The 19,118-nt window shown below is 65.1% G+C and carries 18 protein-coding genes; 15 read left to right on the top strand and 3 right to left on the bottom strand.

The annotated features are described in order from the left end of the window. The first annotated feature begins 111 nt into the window (after positions 1-111). The 8 genes from HOP58_RS04565 to HOP58_RS04530 all read left to right on the top strand — a co-directional run bounded on the left by HOP58_RS04565 (position 112) and on the right by HOP58_RS04530 (position 7,672). On the top strand, positions 112-1,296 hold the full coding sequence (locus tag HOP58_RS04565) for a multidrug effflux MFS transporter (RefSeq protein WP_010627907.1): 1,185 nt from the start codon (positions 112-114) through the stop codon (positions 1,294-1,296). Next, positions 1,289-2,023 (top strand): sulfite exporter TauE/SafE family protein, encoded by a 735-nt coding sequence (locus tag HOP58_RS04560; RefSeq protein WP_010627908.1) that lies wholly within the window; start codon positions 1,289-1,291, stop codon positions 2,021-2,023. The genes HOP58_RS04565 and HOP58_RS04560 overlap by 8 nt, the downstream gene beginning before the upstream one ends. Before the next feature lie 137 nt (positions 2,024-2,160). Further along, positions 2,161-3,177, top strand: a complete 1,017-nt coding sequence (locus HOP58_RS04555) for a substrate-binding domain-containing protein (RefSeq protein WP_010627909.1) — start codon at positions 2,161-2,163, stop codon at positions 3,175-3,177. A gap of 72 nt (positions 3,178-3,249) precedes the next feature. Next, the gene (pstC, locus tag HOP58_RS04550) at positions 3,250-4,620 is read left to right on the top strand and encodes a phosphate ABC transporter permease subunit PstC (protein WP_010627910.1); all 1,371 of its coding nucleotides are present in this window, start codon (positions 3,250-3,252) and stop codon (positions 4,618-4,620) included. 6 nt (positions 4,621-4,626) lie between these two features. After that, a complete protein-coding gene (gene pstA, locus HOP58_RS04545) occupies positions 4,627-5,997 on the top strand; it encodes a phosphate ABC transporter permease PstA (protein WP_010627911.1) in 1,371 nt (456 codons plus the stop codon). 32 nt (positions 5,998-6,029) lie between these two features. After that, positions 6,030-6,812: a phosphate ABC transporter ATP-binding protein PstB gene (gene pstB / locus HOP58_RS04540; RefSeq protein WP_026038058.1), complete on the top strand. Its 783-nt coding sequence runs from the start codon at positions 6,030-6,032 to the stop codon at positions 6,810-6,812. Between the two features lie 19 nt (positions 6,813-6,831). After that, on the top strand, positions 6,832-7,251 hold the full coding sequence (locus HOP58_RS04535) for an arsenate reductase ArsC (RefSeq protein ID WP_010627913.1): 420 nt from the start codon (positions 6,832-6,834) through the stop codon (positions 7,249-7,251). A gap of 34 nt (positions 7,252-7,285) precedes the next feature. Continuing rightward, entirely contained in the window at positions 7,286-7,672 is a 387-nt protein-coding gene (locus HOP58_RS04530; protein ID WP_234254163.1) for a metalloregulator ArsR/SmtB family transcription factor, read from the top strand. Positions 7,673-7,710: 38 nt separating this feature from the next. Here HOP58_RS04530 and HOP58_RS04525 read toward each other — a convergent pair whose 3' ends face one another. Both HOP58_RS04525 and arsB read right to left on the bottom strand, forming a co-directional pair. After that, positions 7,711-8,913 (bottom strand): MFS transporter, encoded by a 1,203-nt coding sequence (locus HOP58_RS04525; RefSeq protein WP_234259690.1) that lies wholly within the window; start codon positions 8,911-8,913, stop codon positions 7,711-7,713. A gap of 57 nt (positions 8,914-8,970) precedes the next feature. Then, the gene (arsB, locus tag HOP58_RS04520; RefSeq protein ID WP_010627916.1) at positions 8,971-10,047 is read right to left on the bottom strand and encodes an ACR3 family arsenite efflux transporter; all 1,077 of its coding nucleotides are present in this window, start codon (positions 10,045-10,047) and stop codon (positions 8,971-8,973) included. Positions 10,048-10,178: 131 nt separating this feature from the next. Between arsB and HOP58_RS04515 the strand changes: the two genes are divergently transcribed. Next, positions 10,179-10,793, top strand: a complete 615-nt coding sequence (locus tag HOP58_RS04515) for an ATP-binding cassette domain-containing protein (protein WP_234259689.1) — start codon at positions 10,179-10,181, stop codon at positions 10,791-10,793. Beyond that, the gene (gene fetB, locus HOP58_RS04510; RefSeq protein ID WP_234259688.1) at positions 10,790-11,593 is read left to right on the top strand and encodes an iron export ABC transporter permease subunit FetB; all 804 of its coding nucleotides are present in this window, start codon (positions 10,790-10,792) and stop codon (positions 11,591-11,593) included. The genes HOP58_RS04515 and fetB overlap by 4 nt, the downstream gene beginning before the upstream one ends. An 83-nt stretch (positions 11,594-11,676) precedes the next feature. Here fetB and HOP58_RS04505 read toward each other — a convergent pair whose 3' ends face one another. Beyond that, entirely contained in the window at positions 11,677-12,864 is a 1,188-nt protein-coding gene (locus HOP58_RS04505) for an acetyl-CoA C-acyltransferase (RefSeq protein WP_010627919.1), read from the bottom strand. A 181-nt stretch (positions 12,865-13,045) separates the two neighbouring features. Here HOP58_RS04505 and HOP58_RS04500 point away from each other — a divergent pair, with 181 nt between their 5' ends. From HOP58_RS04500 to HOP58_RS04480, 5 genes are all read left to right on the top strand, one after another. Then, a complete protein-coding gene (locus HOP58_RS04500; protein ID WP_035590879.1) occupies positions 13,046-13,651 on the top strand; it encodes a TetR/AcrR family transcriptional regulator in 606 nt (201 codons plus the stop codon). A gap of 202 nt (positions 13,652-13,853) precedes the next feature. After that, entirely contained in the window at positions 13,854-15,521 is a 1,668-nt protein-coding gene (locus tag HOP58_RS04495; RefSeq protein WP_010627921.1) for an AMP-binding protein, read from the top strand. 16 nt (positions 15,522-15,537) lie between these two features. Continuing rightward, on the top strand, positions 15,538-16,305 hold the full coding sequence (locus HOP58_RS04490; RefSeq protein WP_234259687.1) for an SDR family NAD(P)-dependent oxidoreductase: 768 nt from the start codon (positions 15,538-15,540) through the stop codon (positions 16,303-16,305). An 81-nt stretch (positions 16,306-16,386) separates the two neighbouring features. Next, entirely contained in the window at positions 16,387-16,839 is a 453-nt protein-coding gene (locus HOP58_RS04485; protein WP_010627924.1) for a MarR family transcriptional regulator, read from the top strand. A gap of 378 nt (positions 16,840-17,217) precedes the next feature. Then, positions 17,218-19,029 (top strand): acyl-CoA dehydrogenase C-terminal domain-containing protein, encoded by a 1,812-nt coding sequence (locus tag HOP58_RS04480; protein ID WP_234245467.1) that lies wholly within the window; start codon positions 17,218-17,220, stop codon positions 19,027-19,029. The last annotated feature ends 89 nt before the right edge of the window (positions 19,030-19,118 follow it).

The following is a 19,118-nucleotide window of genomic DNA, read 5'->3' as shown; positions in this document are numbered from 1 at the left end:
CGCTAATATTGCATTTCATGACAAAGGCGGCTTCGTTTCGAGGCGATCTTCCCCAAGCATGCTAGTATCATTAGCGACCTATCTTTTACCAGACATGCATATGGAGCAGCCTTGACCCTGACGCCTGGACGAGTCTCCCTGCTGGTTGCCATCAATACCGCGCTGGCGCCCTTTGCCATCGATGCCTATCTGCCGGCCATGGGCGTACTGGCGGCCAGCATCGGGGCCAGCATTCACCATACCGAGCTTTCCATCAGCGTGTTCCTGGCCGGTTTCGCCATCGGCCAGCTGCTGTTCGGGCCGGTATCCGACCGGCTGGGACGCAAGCCGGTGCTGCTGTCTGGGCTGGTGGTGTTCCTGCTGGCCAGCCTGATGCTGGCTACGGTTGGTTCGTTGACGGAGCTGCTGGCGTGGCGTTTCGTGCAGGCGCTGGGAGGCGGGGCCTGTGTGGTCAACTCGGCGGCCATCGTGCGCGACTGCTTCAGTGGACGACAGGCGGCCAGCGTGATTTCCACCATGGCCATGATCATGATGCTGGCGCCATTGGTGGCGCCGCTATTCGGTAGCGCCATGCTGTATCTGTCAGGCTGGCGCGTGATCTTCGTCTTCCTGGCGGGCTACGCAGCCTTTCTGCTGTGGCTGATGTCCACCAGGCTGCCCGAGACGCGGGACCCCAATCACCCCGTGGCTTCGTTCCCCCAGGTGTTGTGCAACTACGCCAGTGTGATACGCCATCGGGAAGGGCTGGGTTACATCTGCGCGGTGTCGGCCTCGTTCGGCGGCCTGTTCGCCTTCGTCACCGCGTCGCCCTTCGTCTATATGGAGCACTTCGGTCTGTCGCCCGCCACTTATCCCTTCGTGCTGGGGGCCAACGTGATCTTCATCGCGCTTTCCAATCGGCTCAACATCCACCTGCTCAAGTCGCGTACGCCGTTGCAGAATCTCTATCTGGGGCTCGCCATTCAGATGGTGGCGGCGAGTGGCCTGGTGATGGCTGTAATGACCGGAATGGCCTCGCTGCCGGTGGTCGTGGCTCTGGTGATGCTCTATTCGGGCATGATCGGGCTGATTTCGCCCAATGCCATGGCATTGCTGCTGGATCACTTCGGCCACATGAGCGCCACCGCCACGGCGCTGATGGGGGCGGCCAAGTTCGGTTCCGCGGCGCTGGCAGGGGTGATGGTGGGGGCCTTCGAGATCGAGAACCTGTGGCCCATGGTGCTGACCATGCTGGTGGCCTCGCTGTTCGGCAACGTCATGCTGTCTCGGCTGGCCGGACGCCCCGTGCATGCCTGACGCTTTCCTTCTTTGGCTCGACATGGCGCCGATCACCTGGCTTGGCTGTGCCCTGGTATTGGCGCTTGGGGCCTTCGTCCAGCGTGCCACAGGCTTCGGCCTGGCGGTGGTCGGCGCGCCGCTGCTGCTGATGCTCGAGCCGCGTCTGGTACCGGTGATACTGGTGCTGTTCGGCTTCACCGTGTCGTTGATGACGGTGCGTCATTACCGTCACGAGGTGCAGATCGGTGAGATCGGCATGGCGCTGATCGGGCGCCTTCCCGGCAATGCCCTGGGCCTGTGGCTGCTGCTCGCCGCCCCCATGGTGCTGTTGGAAAAGCTGATTGCCTTCAGCGTGCTGTTCGCCGTGGCGGTTACGCTGTTTCGTTTCCGCCTGCCGGTCAACCGAGCGAGCCTGTTCGGTGCCGGCGTGGTCTCGGGTATCTTCGGCACCGTGGCGGCCATCGGCGGGCCGCCCATGGTGCTGCTGATGCACGGCCTATCGCCGGATCGGCTGCGTGGCAATCTGGCGGCCTTCTTCATCATCACCTCCAGCCTGACGCTGGTGACTCTGGCGCTGGCCGGTCAGGTACGTCTGTGGCATCTGGGGCTGGCGCTCACCTTTTTGCCGGCGGTGCTGGCCGGCAACGCCCTGGCTGATCGTATCGCCCACAAGCTAGACCGGCGTCGCCTGCAGGGCGCTTCACTCGCCTTGTGTACGCTAGCGGCAGTGGGGCTGCTGCTGTAATTCGTTACGTTCCGTTCACGTGTCATCTTTCTGCAATCAAGCATCTCCAGAATCTCTCTTGCGAATGGCCCTCGGGCCAAGACGACACTGCCAGGCCGTGGGGTCTGTCGGATCAAAACGCAGAGAGGATCGTGAAGATGAGCTTCAAGAAGAGCACGCTGAGCATGGCGATCGCCGCTTCCCTTGCCGCCGGTCTGTCGACCGCCGCCCAGGCCCGTGACACCATCCAGATCGCCGGTTCCTCCACCGTGCTGCCCTTTGCCAGCATCGTTGCCGAGGAGTTCGGTGGCTCCTTCCCGCAGTTCAACACCCCGGTGGTCGGTTCCGGAGGTTCCGGCGGCGGTCTGCGCCAGTTCTGTCAGGGCGTCGGCGAGAACACCATCGACATCGCCAACTCCTCCCGGGCCATCCGCTCTGGCGAGCTCGAGAACTGCGCCGCCAATGGCGTCAACGACGTGCTCGAGGTCATGTTCGGCTATGACGGCATCGTCTTCGCATCGCGCGCCGACCGCGGTGAGTTCGCCCTGACCCCGCAGCACGTCTTTGCCGCTGCCGCCGCCCAGATTCCTCAGGACGGCCAACTGGTCGCCAACCCCTATACCCGTTGGTCCGAGATCGACAGCAACCTGCCCGATCAGGAGATCGTGCTGGTCATCCCGGCCTCCAACCACGGCACCCGTGAAGTCTTCGAAGAGAAGGTGCTGCACGCCGGCTGCGACAGCTACGCCGAGATCGAGGGCGATGCCTGTAACAACCTGCGCGGCGACGGTCGCATCATCGAGATCGCCGGTGACTACACCGAGACCCTGGCGCGTCTGGACGCCCAGGCCGATGCTGTGGGCGTGTTCGGTCTGAGCTTCTACGACCAGAACCGCGACCGCCTGCAGGTGGCTACCGTCGACGGCGTCACGCCGAGCCTGGAGACCATCGGCTCCGGCGAGTATCCGGTGTCGCGTCCGCTGTTCTTCTATGTCAAGGGTGAGCATCTCGACGTGATTCCCGGCCTGGCCGAGTACACCGAGTTCTTCCTCAGCGATGCCATCTCCGGCTTCGGTAGCCCGCTGGAAGACGCCGGTCTGATACCGATGGATGACGACGAACGTGCCCAGGCGCTGGAGCAGTTCCAGGCGCGCACCGTGGTCTCCGCCGAGTAAGAGGGTTGCAGTAACGGGGAGCGGTAGCCGCCGCTCCCCGACTCGGACTCAAGAGCGCGAGATGGAGAGACGATGAATCTTGTCTTGATCGCTACCGTGTTGATCGTGATGGCCATGGCCTATCAGGTCGGGCTGTCCCGCAGTAGGGCGGTAGCAGACGGTGGGGTGCGGCTGCATTCCCGCCCCGGATATTACGGCGTGCTGGTCGCCCTCTGGTGTGGGCTGCCGGCACTGCTGCTTTTTGGCGTCTGGCTACTGCTGCAGGATGCCATCGTCGAGGTGCTGGTCGTTCAGCAATTACCGGCTGAGCTTGCCGCATTGAGTGAGCGTGAGATGCAGGTGCTGCTGCGTCGCATCGGGGCGCTGGCCTCGGGCCAGGGCGTGAGCGGTGAGGTGCAGGCCTACGAGGTTGCCGCCGCTCAGCAGATGGCTCGCCTCGAAAGCATGGGGCGGCTGGCCATGATCGCGGCCATGGCCGTGCTGGCCGTCGTCGGCCTGGTCACGGCGCAGCGGCGTGTCTCGCCGCAGCTTCGTGCCCGCAACCAAGTCGAACGGGTGATAACGGCACTGCTGGCGCTGAGTTCCGGCGTCGCCATCCTGACCACGGTGGGTATCGTGCTGTCGCTGGTGGGCGAGGCGCTCCACTTCTTCCGCTACATCAGCCCTGCGGAGTTCTTCTTCGGTACCGTATGGAACCCCCGCTTCAGCACCTCCGGGGTAGGCCAGCAGGGCGAGTTCGGGCTGTTGCCGCTGCTGTGGGGTACGCTCATGGTCAGCGCCATTGCGCTGCTGGTGGCGATACCCCTGGGGCTGATGACGGCCATCTACATGGCGGAGTACGCACCGCCGTGGCTGCGCAACGTGGCCAAGCCGATCATCGAGGTGCTGGCTGGTATTCCGACCATCGTATACGGCTTCTTCGCCCTGATCGTGATCGGCCCGTTCCTGTCCGGGCTGGGCGACATGCTGGGAATCGGCATTCGTGCCACCAGCGCGCTGACGGCGGGCCTGGTGATGGGGATCATGATCATTCCCTTCGTCTCTTCGCTCTCCGACGACATCATCACCCAGGTGCCGAAATCGCTGCGCGACGGCGCCCTGGGGCTCGGTGCTACCAAGTCGGAGATGATTCGCCAAGTCGTGCTGCCCGCCGCGCTGCCGGGCATCGTCGGTGCTTTTCTGCTGGCTGCCAGTCGCGCCATCGGCGAGACCATGATCGTGGTGTTGGCTGCCGGCAACAACCCGGTGCTGCATGCCAATCCTCTTGAGGCTATCTCCACCATCACCGTGACCATCGTCAACCAGTTGACCGGCGACATGGACTTCTCCAGCCCGCAGTCGCTGGTGGCGTTCGCGCTTGGTCTTACGCTGTTCGTCATCACTCTGGGGCTCAATGTGATCGCCCTGGTGGTGGTACGTAAATACCGTCAGCAATATGAGTGACGCCCTGTGACCGCTACCAATTTCGACATTGCCGATACCAGACGCCGCGCACGGCTCGATACCATCCAGCGTTCACTGAACGCCCGACATGCCCGCGAGCGTCGCTTCAGGTTCATGGGGCTGGCTGCCGTCGTCACCGGCCTGGTGCTGGTGGCGATTCTGTTCACCAGCATTCTGGCACGCGGGCTGCCGGCCTTCTGGCAGGCCACCCTCTATCTCGACGTCTACCTCGACCCCGAGGTCATCCAGGTAGACGAGCGGCCGGTGCGCGAGACAGGGGAGAGCCCGGCCCAGTTTCGTGAGCGCGAACTCGCCTGGTTGAATCAGCTTGGCCTGGTCAACTGGAATGCGCTGATCGACGAGGCGCTCAAGGCCCATCTGCCGGGAGAGATCGAGTCGCGCCAGGCGCGTGACCTGCGCGCCCTGGTGGCCACCGGTGAGCGCTTCGCGCTGCGTGAGCGGGTGGTCGCGAACCCCGAGCTGATCGGACAGACCATCAACGTCAAGATGCTGGCCAGCGCCAACGTGGACGTCTGGCTGAAGGGGAACATCGACCGTAACCTTCCGGATCACCGCCAGCAGCTGAGCGCCCAGACCCGCGAGTGGGCGGATCATCTGGAAGCGCAGGGAGTGATTCGCAACGCCTTCAGCACGGCGCTGTTCCTCAATACCGATTCGCGCAGCTCGCCGGCCTCGGCGGGTCTGGCCGGTGCCTTCATGGGCTCGCTGTTCATGATGCTGATCGTCATCGCATTGTCGATACCGCTGGGGGTGGCCAGTGCCATTTACCTAGAGGAGTTCGCGCCCAGGAACCGCCTGACCGATCTCATCGAGATCAACATCAACAACCTGGCGGCAGTGCCTTCGATCATCTTTGGCCTGCTGGGGGCGGCGATCTTCATCGGCTATCTACGTCTGCCGCTTTCCGCGCCGCTGGTGGGCGGTCTGGTGCTGACGCTGATGACGCTGCCCACCATCATCATTGCCACGCGAGCGGCGCTGCGCTCGATTCCGCCCTCGATCCGCCAGGCGGCGCTGGGCATCGGTGCTTCGCGGGTGCAGACGGTGTTCCATCACGTACTGCCCCTGGCGCTGCCGGGCATCCTCACCGGCTCGATCCTGGGCGTTGCTCAGGCGCTGGGGGAAACGGCACCGCTGCTGCTCATCGGCATGAATGCCTTCGTTGCCAACGTGCCCAGTTCGCCCGTGGACCAGGCCACGGCGCTGCCGGTGCAGATCTACTTGTGGCAGGGCAACGAACTACGCAACTTCTTCGAGGCGCGCACCTCGGCGGCCATCATCGTGCTGCTGGGCTTGATGCTGAGCCTCAATGCGACGGCCATCTGGCTGCGCAAGAAATTCGAGACGAGGTGGTAACCATGACTGTATCCGTCACCGTACCCACGGCCATGAACAAGCGCACTGCCCAGGCAGCCAACGTCAAGATGAGCGCCCGCGGCGTCAAGGTATTCTACGGCGAGAACGAGGCGCTGCACGGTATCGATCTCGATATCATGGAGCATGAGGTGGTGGCCTTCATCGGCCCCTCGGGCTGCGGCAAGTCGACCTTCCTGCGCTGCCTGAACCGCATGAACGATACCATTGCGGGGAGTCGCGTCGAGGGCCAGGTGACCCTCGACGGCAACGACATCTACGACCCCTCGCTCGACGTGGTGCTGCTGCGTGCCCAGGTTGGGATCGTGTTCCAGAAGCCCAACCCCTTCCCCAAGTCGATCTACGAGAACATCGCCTACGGCCCGCGCCTGCACGGCCTGGCCCGGCGGCGTGCCGAACTCGACGATATCGTCGAGAGCAGCCTGCGCCGTGCCGGGCTGTGGGACGAAGTAAAGGATCGCCTGGATCAGCCCGGCACCAGTCTCTCCGGAGGGCAGCAGCAGCGTCTGTGCATTGCGCGCACCATTGCGGTGAGCCCTGAGGTGATCCTGATGGACGAGCCTTGCTCAGCCCTCGATCCCATCGCCACGGGCAAGATCGAGCAGCTCATCGATGAGCTGAGCGAGAGCTACACCATCGTCATGGTGACCCACAACATGCAGCAGGCGGCGCGGGTGGCGCACAAGACGGCGTTCTTCCACCTCGGCGACCTGGTCGAGGTAGGCGATACCGACGACATCTTCACCAATCCGCGCGAACAGCGCACCCATGACTATATCACCGGACGTTTCGGCTGATCGAGGTGAGGTGAGTACAGTGAAACCGTATCGGGTTCTCTTTCTCTGCAACGCCAACTCCGCCCGTTCGTTGATGGCCGAGGCGCTGCTCAACCATATCGAAGGCGAGCGGATCGTCGCCTTCAGTGCCGGGGTCGAGCCCGATCGACCCCATGAACTCACGCTCGAAGCGCTTCACCATCTGGGTATCGGCACCGAAGGGCTGGCCAGCGAGCCGCTGGAGCGCTATGCCGGGGAGTATTTCGACTCGGTCATCGTGCTGTGCGAGAAAGCCCAGCAGAGCTGCCGTGAGTGGCAGGGACAGGCCGGCGAAGTGGTCTTCTGGGACATTCCCGACCCCCGCCTGAGTGACGACCCCAATGCCTACCGCAAGACGCTACGGGAGATCCGCGGGCGCCTTCAACTGTGGGTGGATGCCAAGCTGCGCAAGCTGGGTTGATTCGCCTGCACGGACGGGGCTTCACTTGGTTAGAATGGGGCTCCGTCCTTGCCGCTGGAGACTGCCGGTGCCCGAGCTGGATCCCGTTCGCCTCTTCAAATGCCTCGCCGACGAGACCCGTTTGACGCTGACCCTTTTGATTCGGGAAGAAGGGGAGCTGTGCGTCTGCGAAATGACCCATGCTCTGCAAGAGTCCCAGCCCAAGGTCTCGCGGCACCTGGCGCAGCTGCGGACCTGTGGGCTGCTCAGCGATCGCCGTGAAGGCCAGTGGGTCTACTACCGCATATCCGATGAGCTGCCGGGCTGGGTGGCCCAGGTGCTGGCGGCGGCGGAGAAAGGAGAGGCGCCGCGTCTGGTCGAGCTACAGCAGCGCCTGCAGGGCATGGGCAATCGGCCCGAGCGGCGCGCCGCCCTCTGCTAGGTTGTGAGCTCAAGCTCTGACGAAAAGTGCGGACGACCTCACGCCTGTCTCGCCGGTGCCGGTTCCGCCGAACCGCTTACGCCACGCAGCGCCCACAGGCCGAGAATCGGTCCCGGCAACAGCCACCACAGTACCCACAGTTCCTGCAGCGACCACAGCGTAGTGGTCAGCGAGATGGCGGGAATGGTGAGCGCGAAGCCGATGGCATTCATTACCGCCAGCGTGGAGCCGACCCGCTCGCGTGGGGCGGCCGCTGCTGCCAGAGCGGAGAACTGAGGCGAGTCGGCGATCACCGTGAGTCCCCAGAGAAACAGCAGTGCCAGCAGCAGGCCCGGCGGGGCCCAGGCCAGCAGAGGATAGGCCAGGCATAGCATGCCGGAGGCCGTCAGCGCCCAACGCGCCACCCACAGGCTGCCCAAATGGCGGCTCACCCAACCGCCCCCCACGCAGCCCACCAGCCCCAGCGCAATGATGCCGAAGGAGAGCCAGGCCACCAGATCGTTGGAGGCCATGAGCCGTTCGACTTCGCGCATGACCAGAAAGGGTGTCAGCATCCAGAAGGCGTAGAGTTCCCAGCAGTGGCCGAAGTAACCGCCGGCCACGGCGCGAAAGCGTTTCACCCCCAGCGCGGCTAGCCCCTCGGAAAGCCGCGCCTTGCCCGCGGAAGGCGGCAGGTGCGGGCCGTCGCCCAGCCGCAGCACCATGGCGCCCCCCAGCAGGGCCAGCAGCGAGGCGCCCAGCAGTGGCCACTCCCACGGCATGCCCAGGGTGCTGCCACGCAGCAAGTGGGGTAGGGCGGTGCCCAGGGTGAGCATACCCACCAGCCAGGAGAGCGCCGCCCCGGTGTGCTTGGGCGTCCAGCCGATCACCAGCTTCATGCCCAGCGGATAGATGCCGGCCAGGCATAGCCCGGTGGCGAAGCGCAGCAGCACCGCCAGCGGAAACTGGGTAGCCGCCAGCACGAAGGCAGCGTTGACCAGCGCGCCCGCCAAGCAGGAGGCGGCGAAGATGCGACTGGCGCGAAAGCGGTCAGCCAGGCCGGTGGCGGCGATGAACAGGGTGCCGCAGATGAAGCCCGCCTGCACGGCGAGTGTCAGCCTGCCGAGATCGACCTCTGAGAAGCCGAGATCCCGCGACAGCGAGAGCCCCACGCCGTTGACGGAGAACCACAGCGAGGTGCCGCACAGCTGGGCAAGCACGATGACGGTAAGCGCATGGCGCTGCAGTGAGGTGGCATTCATCCACGCATACTCACCGCGCCCATTCGGTGAGGCAAGCCGTCATTCGTCTTGGTGGGGTCATGCCCCGGCAGCGGCGAACCTGTGTCGGGTACGGTTGGCGATGCGCACCAGAGCCAGCATCAACGGCACCTCCACCAGTACCCCCACCACCGTGGCCAACGCTGCGCCGGACTGCAGGCCAAACAGCGCGATGGCCACCGCCACTGCCAGCTCGAAGAAGTTGCTGGCGCCGATCATGGCCCCGGGAGCGGCCACGTTGTGCGGTACCTTCCAGGCCTTGGCCCAGCCATAGGCGATGTAGAAGATCAGAAATGTCTGCACGATCAGCGGAATGGCGATCAGCACGATGTGCAGCGGGTTGGCGAGAATCACGTCACCCTGGAAGGCGAAAAGCAGTATCAGGGTGACGATCAGGCCGATGGGAGTGATCGGCCCGATCCGCTTCATGAAGACGTTGTCATACCACGCACTGCCGCGCCTGGCGATCAGGATGCGGCGCGTGAGATAGCCCGCCGTGAGCGGGATGACGATGTAGAGGAAGACCGACAGCGCCACGGTATCCCACGGCACCTGGATGTTGGAAACGCCAAGCAGCAGCACCACGATGGGAGCGAAGGCGAACAGCATGATCAGATCGTTGAGCGAGACCTGCACCAGGGTGTAGGCGGCGTCGCCGCGGGTCAGGGTGCTCCAGACGAAGACCATGGCAGTGCAGGGTGCGGCGCCCAGCAGGATCGCCCCGGCCAGGTACTGCTGAGCCAGCGGCTCGGGGATCCAGGGCCGGAACAGTACCATCAGGAAGAGCCAGGCAATGGCGAACATGGTGAAGGGCTTGATCAGCCAATTCACCGTGGTGGTGATGACCAGCCCCTTGGGCTGGCGGCGAACGCCGAGCACCGCGGCGAAATCGATCTGGGCCATCATCGGAAAGATCATGGCCCAGATCAGAATGGCCACCGGAATCGATACCTGGGCGACCTCGAATTGCGCCAACGTCTCGGGTACGGCCGGGGCGAACTGGCCAAGCAGTACGCCCGCGACGATGGCCAGCGCCACCCACACGGAGAGAAAGCGCTCGAAGCGTCCCATGCCTTCGGCAGTGGAGGGCGCCTGGGTGAGAGTGTCGTTGGGCATGTGTGGCTCCTGCGCGAGAAGGGCTTGGCGAAAGATATATGGTTTTCCATATATGAGCAACGCCGGCCGGCATGTCGAACCCGGCGCCTGCGCTGTTATGATTCAGCCAATACCGATGATGAGGAAGCGATTTGGGCTCGACCGAACCTCTGCGGCTCGTTGGCGTCGGCATCGGCGCGCTGAGCGATATCGATCTCGGGATAGCGCCCGGCGAGATCGGCTGCATTTCCGGTGCCAGCGGCTCGGGCAAGAGCCGGCTGCTGCGCGCCGTGACCGATCTCGAGCCTCACGCCGGCGAGGTGTGGCTGGGCGAGCAGGCCCAGTCGCAAATGCCGGGGCATGTCTGGCGTCGCCGGGTGATGCTGGTGCCGGCCGAGAGCCACTGGTGGGAGGATCGGGTGGGGGAGCATTTCGCCACGCGCCCCGCAGAAAGCGAGCTCGCGGCGCTGGGCTTCACGCCCGATACCCTGGAGTGGCAGGTGAGCCGTCTCTCCACCGGTGAGAAGCAGCGCCTCGGCCTGCTGCGGGCGGTGAGCCTCGAGCCGCAGGTGCTGCTGCTCGACGAGCCGACCGCCAACCTGGATGACGCCACCAGCGCGCGGGTGGAGGCCTGGCTGGTCGAGCGCATTCGCTCCCGCGGCTGGCCGACCCTGTGGGTGGCCCACGACCGCGCGCAGATCGCCCGGGTGGCCAGCCATCACTGGAGGATTGCCGGAGCGCGGCTCGAGGAGTTGGAGCCCGCATGAACGTGATCGAGCTCTCCTGGTGGCAGCTGGCGCTGGCGGCACTGATGGTGGTGGCACTTGCCGGCTGCACCGCTGCCATGCGGCTGGGCATGAGTCGCAGCCTGTTGATTGCGGCGCTGCGAACCGTCATTCAGCTGGCGCTGGTGGGCCTGGTGCTGGAAGCGCTGTTCGCCGCCGAACGGCTGGTATGGGTGGTGCTGATGGCACTGGCGATGCTGCTGATCGCCGGGCGCGAGGTGATGGCGCGCCAGAAACGCCGGCTGCTGGGCGGCTGGGCCTTCGGCATCGGCACGCTGTCGATGTTTCTCTCCTCGTTCACCGTGGCCGTGCTGACGCTGACCGTGATCATCGGCCCCGAGCCCTGGTATCTGCCGCAGTACGCCATTCCGCTGCTGGGCATGCTGCTGGGCAACACCATGACCGGCGTGGCCCTGGCGCTGGACCGGTTGACCGACAGCGCCTGGCGTCAGCGCGGCGTGATCGAGAACCGGCTGATGCTGGGACAGCCCTGGCAGGAAGCGATCGGCGACATTCGTCGCGAGGCGATGCGCAGCGGGCTGATGCCGATGATCAATGCCATGGCCGCGGCCGGGGTGGTCAGCCTGCCGGGCATGATGACCGGCCAGATACTCGCCGGCACCGCGCCGGGCCTGGCGGTGAAGTACCAGATCCTGATCATGTTCGCGATCACGCTGGGCACCGGCTTCGGCACCCTGGCGGCCGTTTCGGCGGGCAGCCGCCGGCTGTTCGACTCCCGCGAGCGGCTGCGGCTGGACCGGCTCTCGAGCCCACTCTCTTGACCCAGCACCTGCACATGAAAACGCCCGCCTCCTGTAGAGGAGGCGGGCGTCGTCGATGCAGCGCTCGATCGGTAGACCAGGTATCAATCCACGAGTTCGATGGCCACCGCGGTGGCTTCGCCGCCGCCGATGCACAGGCTGGCGATGCCGCGCTTGCCGCCCTTGGTGCGCAGGGCGTGGATCAGAGTGGCGATGATGCGCGAGCCGGTGGAGCCGATGGGGTGGCCCTGGGCGCAGGCGCCGCCGAAGACGTTGACCTTGTCGTGCGGGATGTCGAGTCCGTCCATGGCCAGCAGCGTGACCACGGCGAAGGCTTCGTTGATCTCGAACAGGTCGACGTCGGCCACGCCCCAGCCGAGCTTCTTCATCAGCTTGTCGATGGCGCCCACCGGGGCGATGGTGAACTCGCTGGGGTGCTGGGAGTGGGTGCTGTGACCCAGCATGCGCGCCAGCGGCTTGCTGCCGAGCCTGTCTGCCGCGGCCTGGCTGGCCAGGATCAGCGCCGAGGCGCCGTCGGAGATGGAGCTGGAGTTGGCCGCGGTGATGGTCCCGTCCTTGGCGAAGGCGGGGCGCAGCTGACGGATCTTGTCGAGCTTGGCCTGGAACGGCTGCTCGTCGTGCTCGACCACGCTTTCGCCCTGACGGCTGGTGACGGTGACCGGGGCCATCTCGGCCGCGAGGTGGCCGGCATTGGTGGCCGCCATGGCCCGCTCCAGCGAGGCGATGGCGAAGTCGTCCAGACGCTCGCGGGAGTAGTCGCGCTGGCTGGCGATGTCCTGGGCGAACACGCCCATCAGCTTGCCGGTTTCGGCGTCTTCCAGGCCGTCGAGGAACATGTGATCCTTCAGCTCGCCATGGCCCAGACGGTAGCCGGTGCGCGCCTTGGTCAGCACGTGGGGGGCGTTGGACATTGATTCCATGCCTCCGGCCAGGATCACCTCGCCGCTGCCGGCACGGATCAGGTCGTGGGCCAGCATGGCGGCCTTCATGCCTGAGCCGCACAGCTTGTTGATGGTGGTGGCGCCGATGCCGTCGGGAATGCCGGCCTGGCGCATGGCCTGGCGAGCCGGACCCTGCTTGACGCCACCCGGCAGCACGCAGCCCATGATGCCTTCATCGATGCTGCCGGCCTCGATACCGGCACGCTCGATGGCGGCACGAATCGCCGTGGCGGCGAGTTCGGGTGCCGTGAGACTGGCCAGACTGCCCAGCATGCCGCCCATGGGCGTGCGGGTAGCGGAAAGAAAGACGATGTCGTGCGGGCTGCTCATGGTGGCGGTCTCCTGGTATTCCTGGGTGATTTGTCATTGTCGCGAGCCGGCCTGGCGCCACGGCCGTCTCTTGCATGTATTCTCACGTTCTCGCAGCGCCGTCTCGACGCTAGTCGCGTTGACCTCCTTGCGCTGCTGTGTTCTTCTCAAGATCAACCAAGCAAGCGCTAGTGTAAACCCGATGAATGTCGTTAACGAGTCCCCACGCCGTAAGGAATTGACCCGTCTGGCCGCGCAATTGTTCGTTCAGGAGGGGTTCGACCGTACCACGGTGCGCATGCTGGCCCAGGAGATGGGCATCAAGTCTGGCAGTCTGTTCCATCATTTCCGCGACAAGCAGGAGATCCTTGCCGCCGTCATCGAGGAGGGCACCCAGAACGCCCTGGCGCTGGCGCGTCAGGCGCTGGAAGAGTGCGGCGACTCGGCCGACGAACGGCTGCATGCCATGGCCAGGGCGCATCTGCAGACGCTGCTGACCGACCGCAACGCCCATGTCGTCGCGCTCTACGAGTGGCGGCGGCTGGATGCCGCATCGCGAGATCATCTCAGCCATTTGCGCGATGCTTACGAAGAGCTGTGGGAGCGGGTCATCGACGAGGCCCTGGAGGCCGGTCTGATACACGGCGACCGCTTTCTCGTCTCGCGCTTCGTCATGGGGGCGCTGAACTGGACGGTGCGCTGGTACGACCCCGAAGGCGCACGCAAACCCGAAGATCTGGCCCATGAGCTGGTCGCGATGATCACCACCTCAGCCCACACCCCGCCTGGGCAGTCGACCAAGGTCTAGCCCATACCCCTCATTCGAGGGGTTGCCCCGCCTTGAGTTTGCTTCTAGCTTGTACCTAGCGCTTGCTAGGTTGACGCTTACGTCAACTGCATCTAAGCAGAAGAGATCCAAACGGAATGGAACGGCGAACCGGCCTCGACACTGGCGCAGTGTCGAGGCGGAGCTTCAACAACAAGCACAATCAGGCACAAGAGGGCAGTCAATGAGCACGCAATCGCTTCCTGAGTATCCCGCCTTTATGGAGCGCTTCTCCATCGACGAGGTCATCGCGCGTCTCGACGATCACGGCGATGGCAAGTTCAACGCTTTCGAATCCTGCTGCGGCCGCCACCTGCGCGCCGGCCGCGGTGAGGTTTTGGCGCTGGTGCATGAGGATACCCAGGGCAACGTCAATCGGCGTACCTATGCCGAGCTGGAAGCCGAGAGCGCCCGGCTCGCCGGCTGGTTCGCCGAGCGCGGTCTGGGCGTGGGTGACCGCATCGCCTGCATGCTGCCGCGTTCCCCCGAGTTGCTGGTGGCGGTACTGGCCACCTGGCGTATCGGGGCGGTCTATCAGCCGCTGTTCACCGCCTTCGGCCCCGATGCCGTGGATTACCGCCTGGGCCGGGCCGATACCAAGCTGGTGATCACCGATCATGCCAACCGCTTCAAGTTCGACGGTCTCTCCCAGTGTCCGCCGGTGCTGGCCGTAGGCGGACCGAGCGAAGGACACGACGGCGATCTCGACTGGGACGAGGCGCTGTCGCACTCGCCGATCCAGGCCAATCCGCCTCGGCTCTCGCCGGAGGCTCCGTTCCTGCAGATGTTCACCTCGGGCACCGTGGGCAAGCCCAAGGGGGTGGCGGTGCCGCTCTCCGGCATGCCGGCCTTCGCTCTTTACATGGAGCTGGCCATCGACCTGCGCGAGAGCGACCGCTTCTGGAACATGGCCGACCCCGGCTGGGCCTATGGGCTCTACTACGCCATTGCCGGGCCGCTGCTGCTGGGGGTGACCACGCATTTCTGCGAGGCGGGTTTCAGCGCCGAAGGGGCGCTCGACTTCATGCGCCGGCACCGCATCACCAACTTTGCCGCCGCGCCCACCGCCTATCGCCTGATGAAGGCCTCGGGGCTGTTCGACAGCGCCCACGAGAGCCTCGAGCTGCGCGTGGCCAGCTCCGCCGGTGAGCCGCTCAACACCGAAGTGGTGACCTGGGTCGAGCGCTCGCTGGGCTGTCCGGTGATGGATCACTATGGCCAGACCGAGACCGGCATGACCTGCTGCAACCATCATGCGCTCGGGCATCCCAAGCACGTTGGGGCCATGGGCGTGCCCATGCCCGGTTATCGCCTGGCCATTCTCGACGCCGAGTACAACGAGCTGCCGCCGGGCGAGCCGGGCGTGCTGGCGGTGGACATCGAGCGCTCGCCGGCGCACTTCTTCCAGGGCTATACCTGGCAGGAGAAGCACCCCTTCGCCAAGGGCTACTACCTGACCGGCGACGTTGTGATCCGCAACGAGGACGGCACCTTCCAGTTCGCCGGGCGTGACGACGACATCATCACCACCGCCGGCTACCGTGTAGGTCCCACCGACGTGGAGAACACCGTGCTCACGCATCCGGCAGTGGCGGAGTCCGCCGCGGTGGGCCAGCCCGACGAGATTCGCGGCGAGATCATCAAGTCCTATGTGGTGCTGCGCGAGGGCTTCGAGGCCAGCGACGAACTGGCCGACGAGATTCGTCAGCGGGTGCGTGAGCGGCTCTCCACCCACGCCTTTCCGCGGGTGATCGAATTCGTCGAGGCCCTGCCCAAGACGCCCAGCGGCAAGATACAGCGCTTCAAGCTGCGCGCCGATGCCGCCGAAAAGGCGGAGGCAGCAGCCAAATGAACCGGGAGACAACCCAATGCAAGTGAAGGACCGTACCTTTCTGATCACCGGCGCCGCCTCCGGACTGGGGGCGGCCACTGCCGAGCGCCTGGTGGCCGGCGGCGGCCGGGTGGTGCTCTGCGACCTCAGCGAGGCCGTCGAGGCCCACGCCGAAACGCTGGGCGAGGCCGCCCGCGCGGTACGCGGCGACGTGACCTCGGCGGCCGACATGCAGACGGCGGTGGACGCCGCCGTCGCCCTGGGGGGCGATGCGGGTCTGGCCGGGGTGGTGCACTGCGCCGGGGTGGTCAGCGTGGCCAAGCTGGTCGACCGTGAAGGCAACCCGGCCGACCTCGACGCCTACGCGCGCACGGTGCAGATCAACCTGGTTGGCACCTTCAACGTCATGCGTCTGGCCGCCGCCGCCATGGCGAAAAATGCACCGAGCGAGGACGGCGAGCGCGGGGTGATCGTCAACACGGCCTCCATCGCCGCCTTCGACGGCCAGGTGGGGCAGTGCGCCTACAGCGCCTCCAAGGCCGGGGTGGTGGGCATGAGCCTGCCGGCGGCACGCGAGCTGTCGCGTCATGGCATCCGCGTGATGGCCATTGCCCCCGGGGTGTTCCAGACGCCGATGATGAGCGAGATTCCCGACGAGGCCGCCAAGGCGCTGGCCGCCTCGGTGCCGTTCCCCAAGCGCCTGGGCCATCCCGACGAGTTCGCCCGCCTGGCCGAGCAGATCATCACCAACGCCATGCTCAACGGGGAAGTGATCCGTCTCGACGGCGGCATTCGCATGCAGTGAGCGTTGGTAGCGTTGCCTTGGCAGGCCACTTGCCGGCGCGTTAGCGTAGGTGCACGACAAGCCGTAACAGGAACGCCTGCCATGCCCAGCCAGGAGATCGGCACTGACCTCGAACTCGAGAGTCAGCTCTGTTTCACGCTGTACTCCACTTCGCTGTTGATGACCAAGTTCTACAAGCCTCTGCTCAAGGGGCTTGGCCTCACCTATCCGCAATATCTCGTTCTCCTCACCCTGTGGCAGCAGGATGGCCAGAGCGCCGGAGCCATAAGCCGGCGCCTGATGACCGATACCGGATCGCTGACCCCCGTGTTCAAGCGGCTTGAAGCCGAGGGCCTGCTGCGGCGGGTGCGCAACCGGCGCGATGAACGGGTCGTCGAACTGTTTCTCACCGAGCGGGGCAGGGCGTTACAGGCGCAGGCGCAGGAGATCCCCGGCTGCGTGGTCATGGCCAGCGGTCAGCCCCAGGAAGAGCTGGAGGAGCTGAAGGCACGGCTCGAGGCGCTGCGAGACAGGCTTTACGACGCCATGCCATGAGCCGGGCCTGAATGCCGGCCAAGGTAGAGCGGTCCCCATTCTTGGGGAATTCCTGCCTTTTGTATGGCGCACAAGATATTGGTGCCAATTATTTTTGTGCAATTATTGATGGCGTGGTTGTGAAAGCCCTGAGCTCGTCGCCTGCCACCGTGTCATGCGCCTGGTGCGAGCCGCTGGGAGCCCCATACGCCGCTCATCCCGCGTCATGTCTGAGCGAGTAATAAGAGTGGGAAGAGAAATGGAAGAAAAAGATTAAAACGAGCGCTTGACTCGTCGTCTAGAGCGAGCTAGTTTCAAACACATGTTTGAAAGCGGTCGATGCCGTTTTCCCACGCCCGGCTTCAGGCGACCTTTCGTCGACCTTTCTGGAGAGTAGAGATGCCCGATTATCAGGCCCCCCTGCGTGACCTTCGTTTCGTGATGGACGAAATGCTGGACTATCCCGCTCATTACGCTCGTCTGCCGGGCGGTGAAGAGGCCACGCCTGATGTCGTGGCCGCCATTCTCGAAGAGGGCGCTCGCTTCGCCCGCGAGGTGCTGCTGCCGCTGAACCAGAGCGGTGATCAGGAGGGCTGTCTGCTCGAGGGCGGTGAGGTCAAGGCGCCGAAGGGCTTCAAGGAGGCCTATCAGCAGTATGTCGAAGGCGGCTGGCCGAGCCTGGCGGCGGAGCCCGCCCATGGCGGCCAGGGCTTGCCGCACTCGCTGGCCATGGTGCTCTCCGAAATGATCTGCGCCACCAACCTGGCCTGGGGCATGTATCCCGGCCTGTCTCACGGTGCTGCCGACGCGCTGCGCCATCATGGTACCGAGGAGCAGCAGGCCACCTACCTCACCAAGCTGGTGGAGGGCGTGTGGACCGGCACCATGTGTCTGACCGAGCCGCACTGCGGCACCGACCTGGGCCTGATCAAGACCCGTGCCGTGCCCACTGCCGACGGCGCCTACGAGATCACCGGTACCAAGATCTTCATCTCCGCCGGTGAGCACGACCTGGCCGAGAATATCGTCCATCTGGTGCTGGCCAAGCTGCCGGATGCCCCCGAGGGCTCCAAGGGCATCTCGCTGTTCGTGGTGCCCAAGTTCATGCCCGACGCCGAAGGCAATCCCGGCGAGCGCAACGGCGTGGCCTGTGGCTCGCTGGAGCACAAGATGGGTATCCACGGCAACGCCACCTGCGTGATGAACTTCGACGCCGCTCGTGGCTTCCTCGTCGGCCCGCCCAACAAGGGGCTGGCCTGCATGTTCACCATGATGAACGCTGCCCGCCTGGGCGTGGGCATCCAGGGCCTGGGCCTGACCGAGGCGAGCTTCCAGAACGCGCTGGCCTATGCCCGCGACCGTTTGCAGATGCGCGCACTCTCCGGTCCGCAGGCGCCCGAGAAGCCCGCCGACCCGATCATCGTGCATCCTGACGTGCGGCGCATGCTGCTGACTCAGAAGGCCTTCGCCGAAGGCGGCCGGATGCTGGTGCTCTACACCGCGCAGATGCTGGATGTCGTCGAGCACGGCCAGGACGCCGCCGAGCGCGAGCGTGCCGAGACCCTGCTCAGCCTGCTGACGCCGATCGTCAAGGCGTTCCTCACCGAGGTGGGCTTCGAAGCCACCAACGAGGGCGTGCAGGTCTTCGGCGGTCACGGTTTCATCCAGGAGTGGGGCATGGAGCAGCTGGTGCGCGACTCCCGCATCACGCGCCTCTATGAAGGCACCACCGGCATCCAGGCCCTTGACCTACTGGGTCGCAAGGTGCTGATGAGCCAGGGCGAGAGCCTCAAGGTCTTCACCAAGGAGATTCACAAGTTCTGCAAAGGCGAAGAGGGCAACGCCGACATGGCCGAGTTCGTCGCGCCGCTGGCCAAGCTCAACGCCGAGTGGGGCGAGCTGACAATGGGCATCGGCATGAAAGCGATGAACGACCGTGAGGAAGTCGGTGCGGCCAGCGTCGACTACCTGATGTACTCCGGCTACGTGACGCTTGCCTACCTCTTCGCCCGTGCCGCCAAGCAGGCTCAGCAAGCCATGGCGGGAGGCAGCGACGAAGCGGCCTTCTACCAGGCCAAGGTCAAGACCGCGCGCTTCTACTTCCAGCGCCTGTTGCCGCGCACCCGCGCCCACGCCCAGTGCATTCAGGCCGGCGCTGAGCCGCTGATGGCACTGTCGGCGGAGGAGTTCGGTCTCGGCTTCGAGATCTGATCGTTACCAGGCATCTCTCTCGGTCAGTGCGACTGATCGGTGTTTCGCGGCGGGCCTTGCCCGCCGCTTTTTTATTGTCGGCCCGACAA

The organism is Halomonas sp. MCCC 1A11062, from assembly GCF_021404355.1.
Classification (GTDB): Bacteria; Pseudomonadota; Gammaproteobacteria; order Pseudomonadales; family Halomonadaceae; genus Halomonas; species Halomonas aerodenitrificans.
The sequence above is the reverse complement of the archived record's forward strand: the minus strand, read 5'-3'. Positions and strand labels throughout refer to the sequence as shown.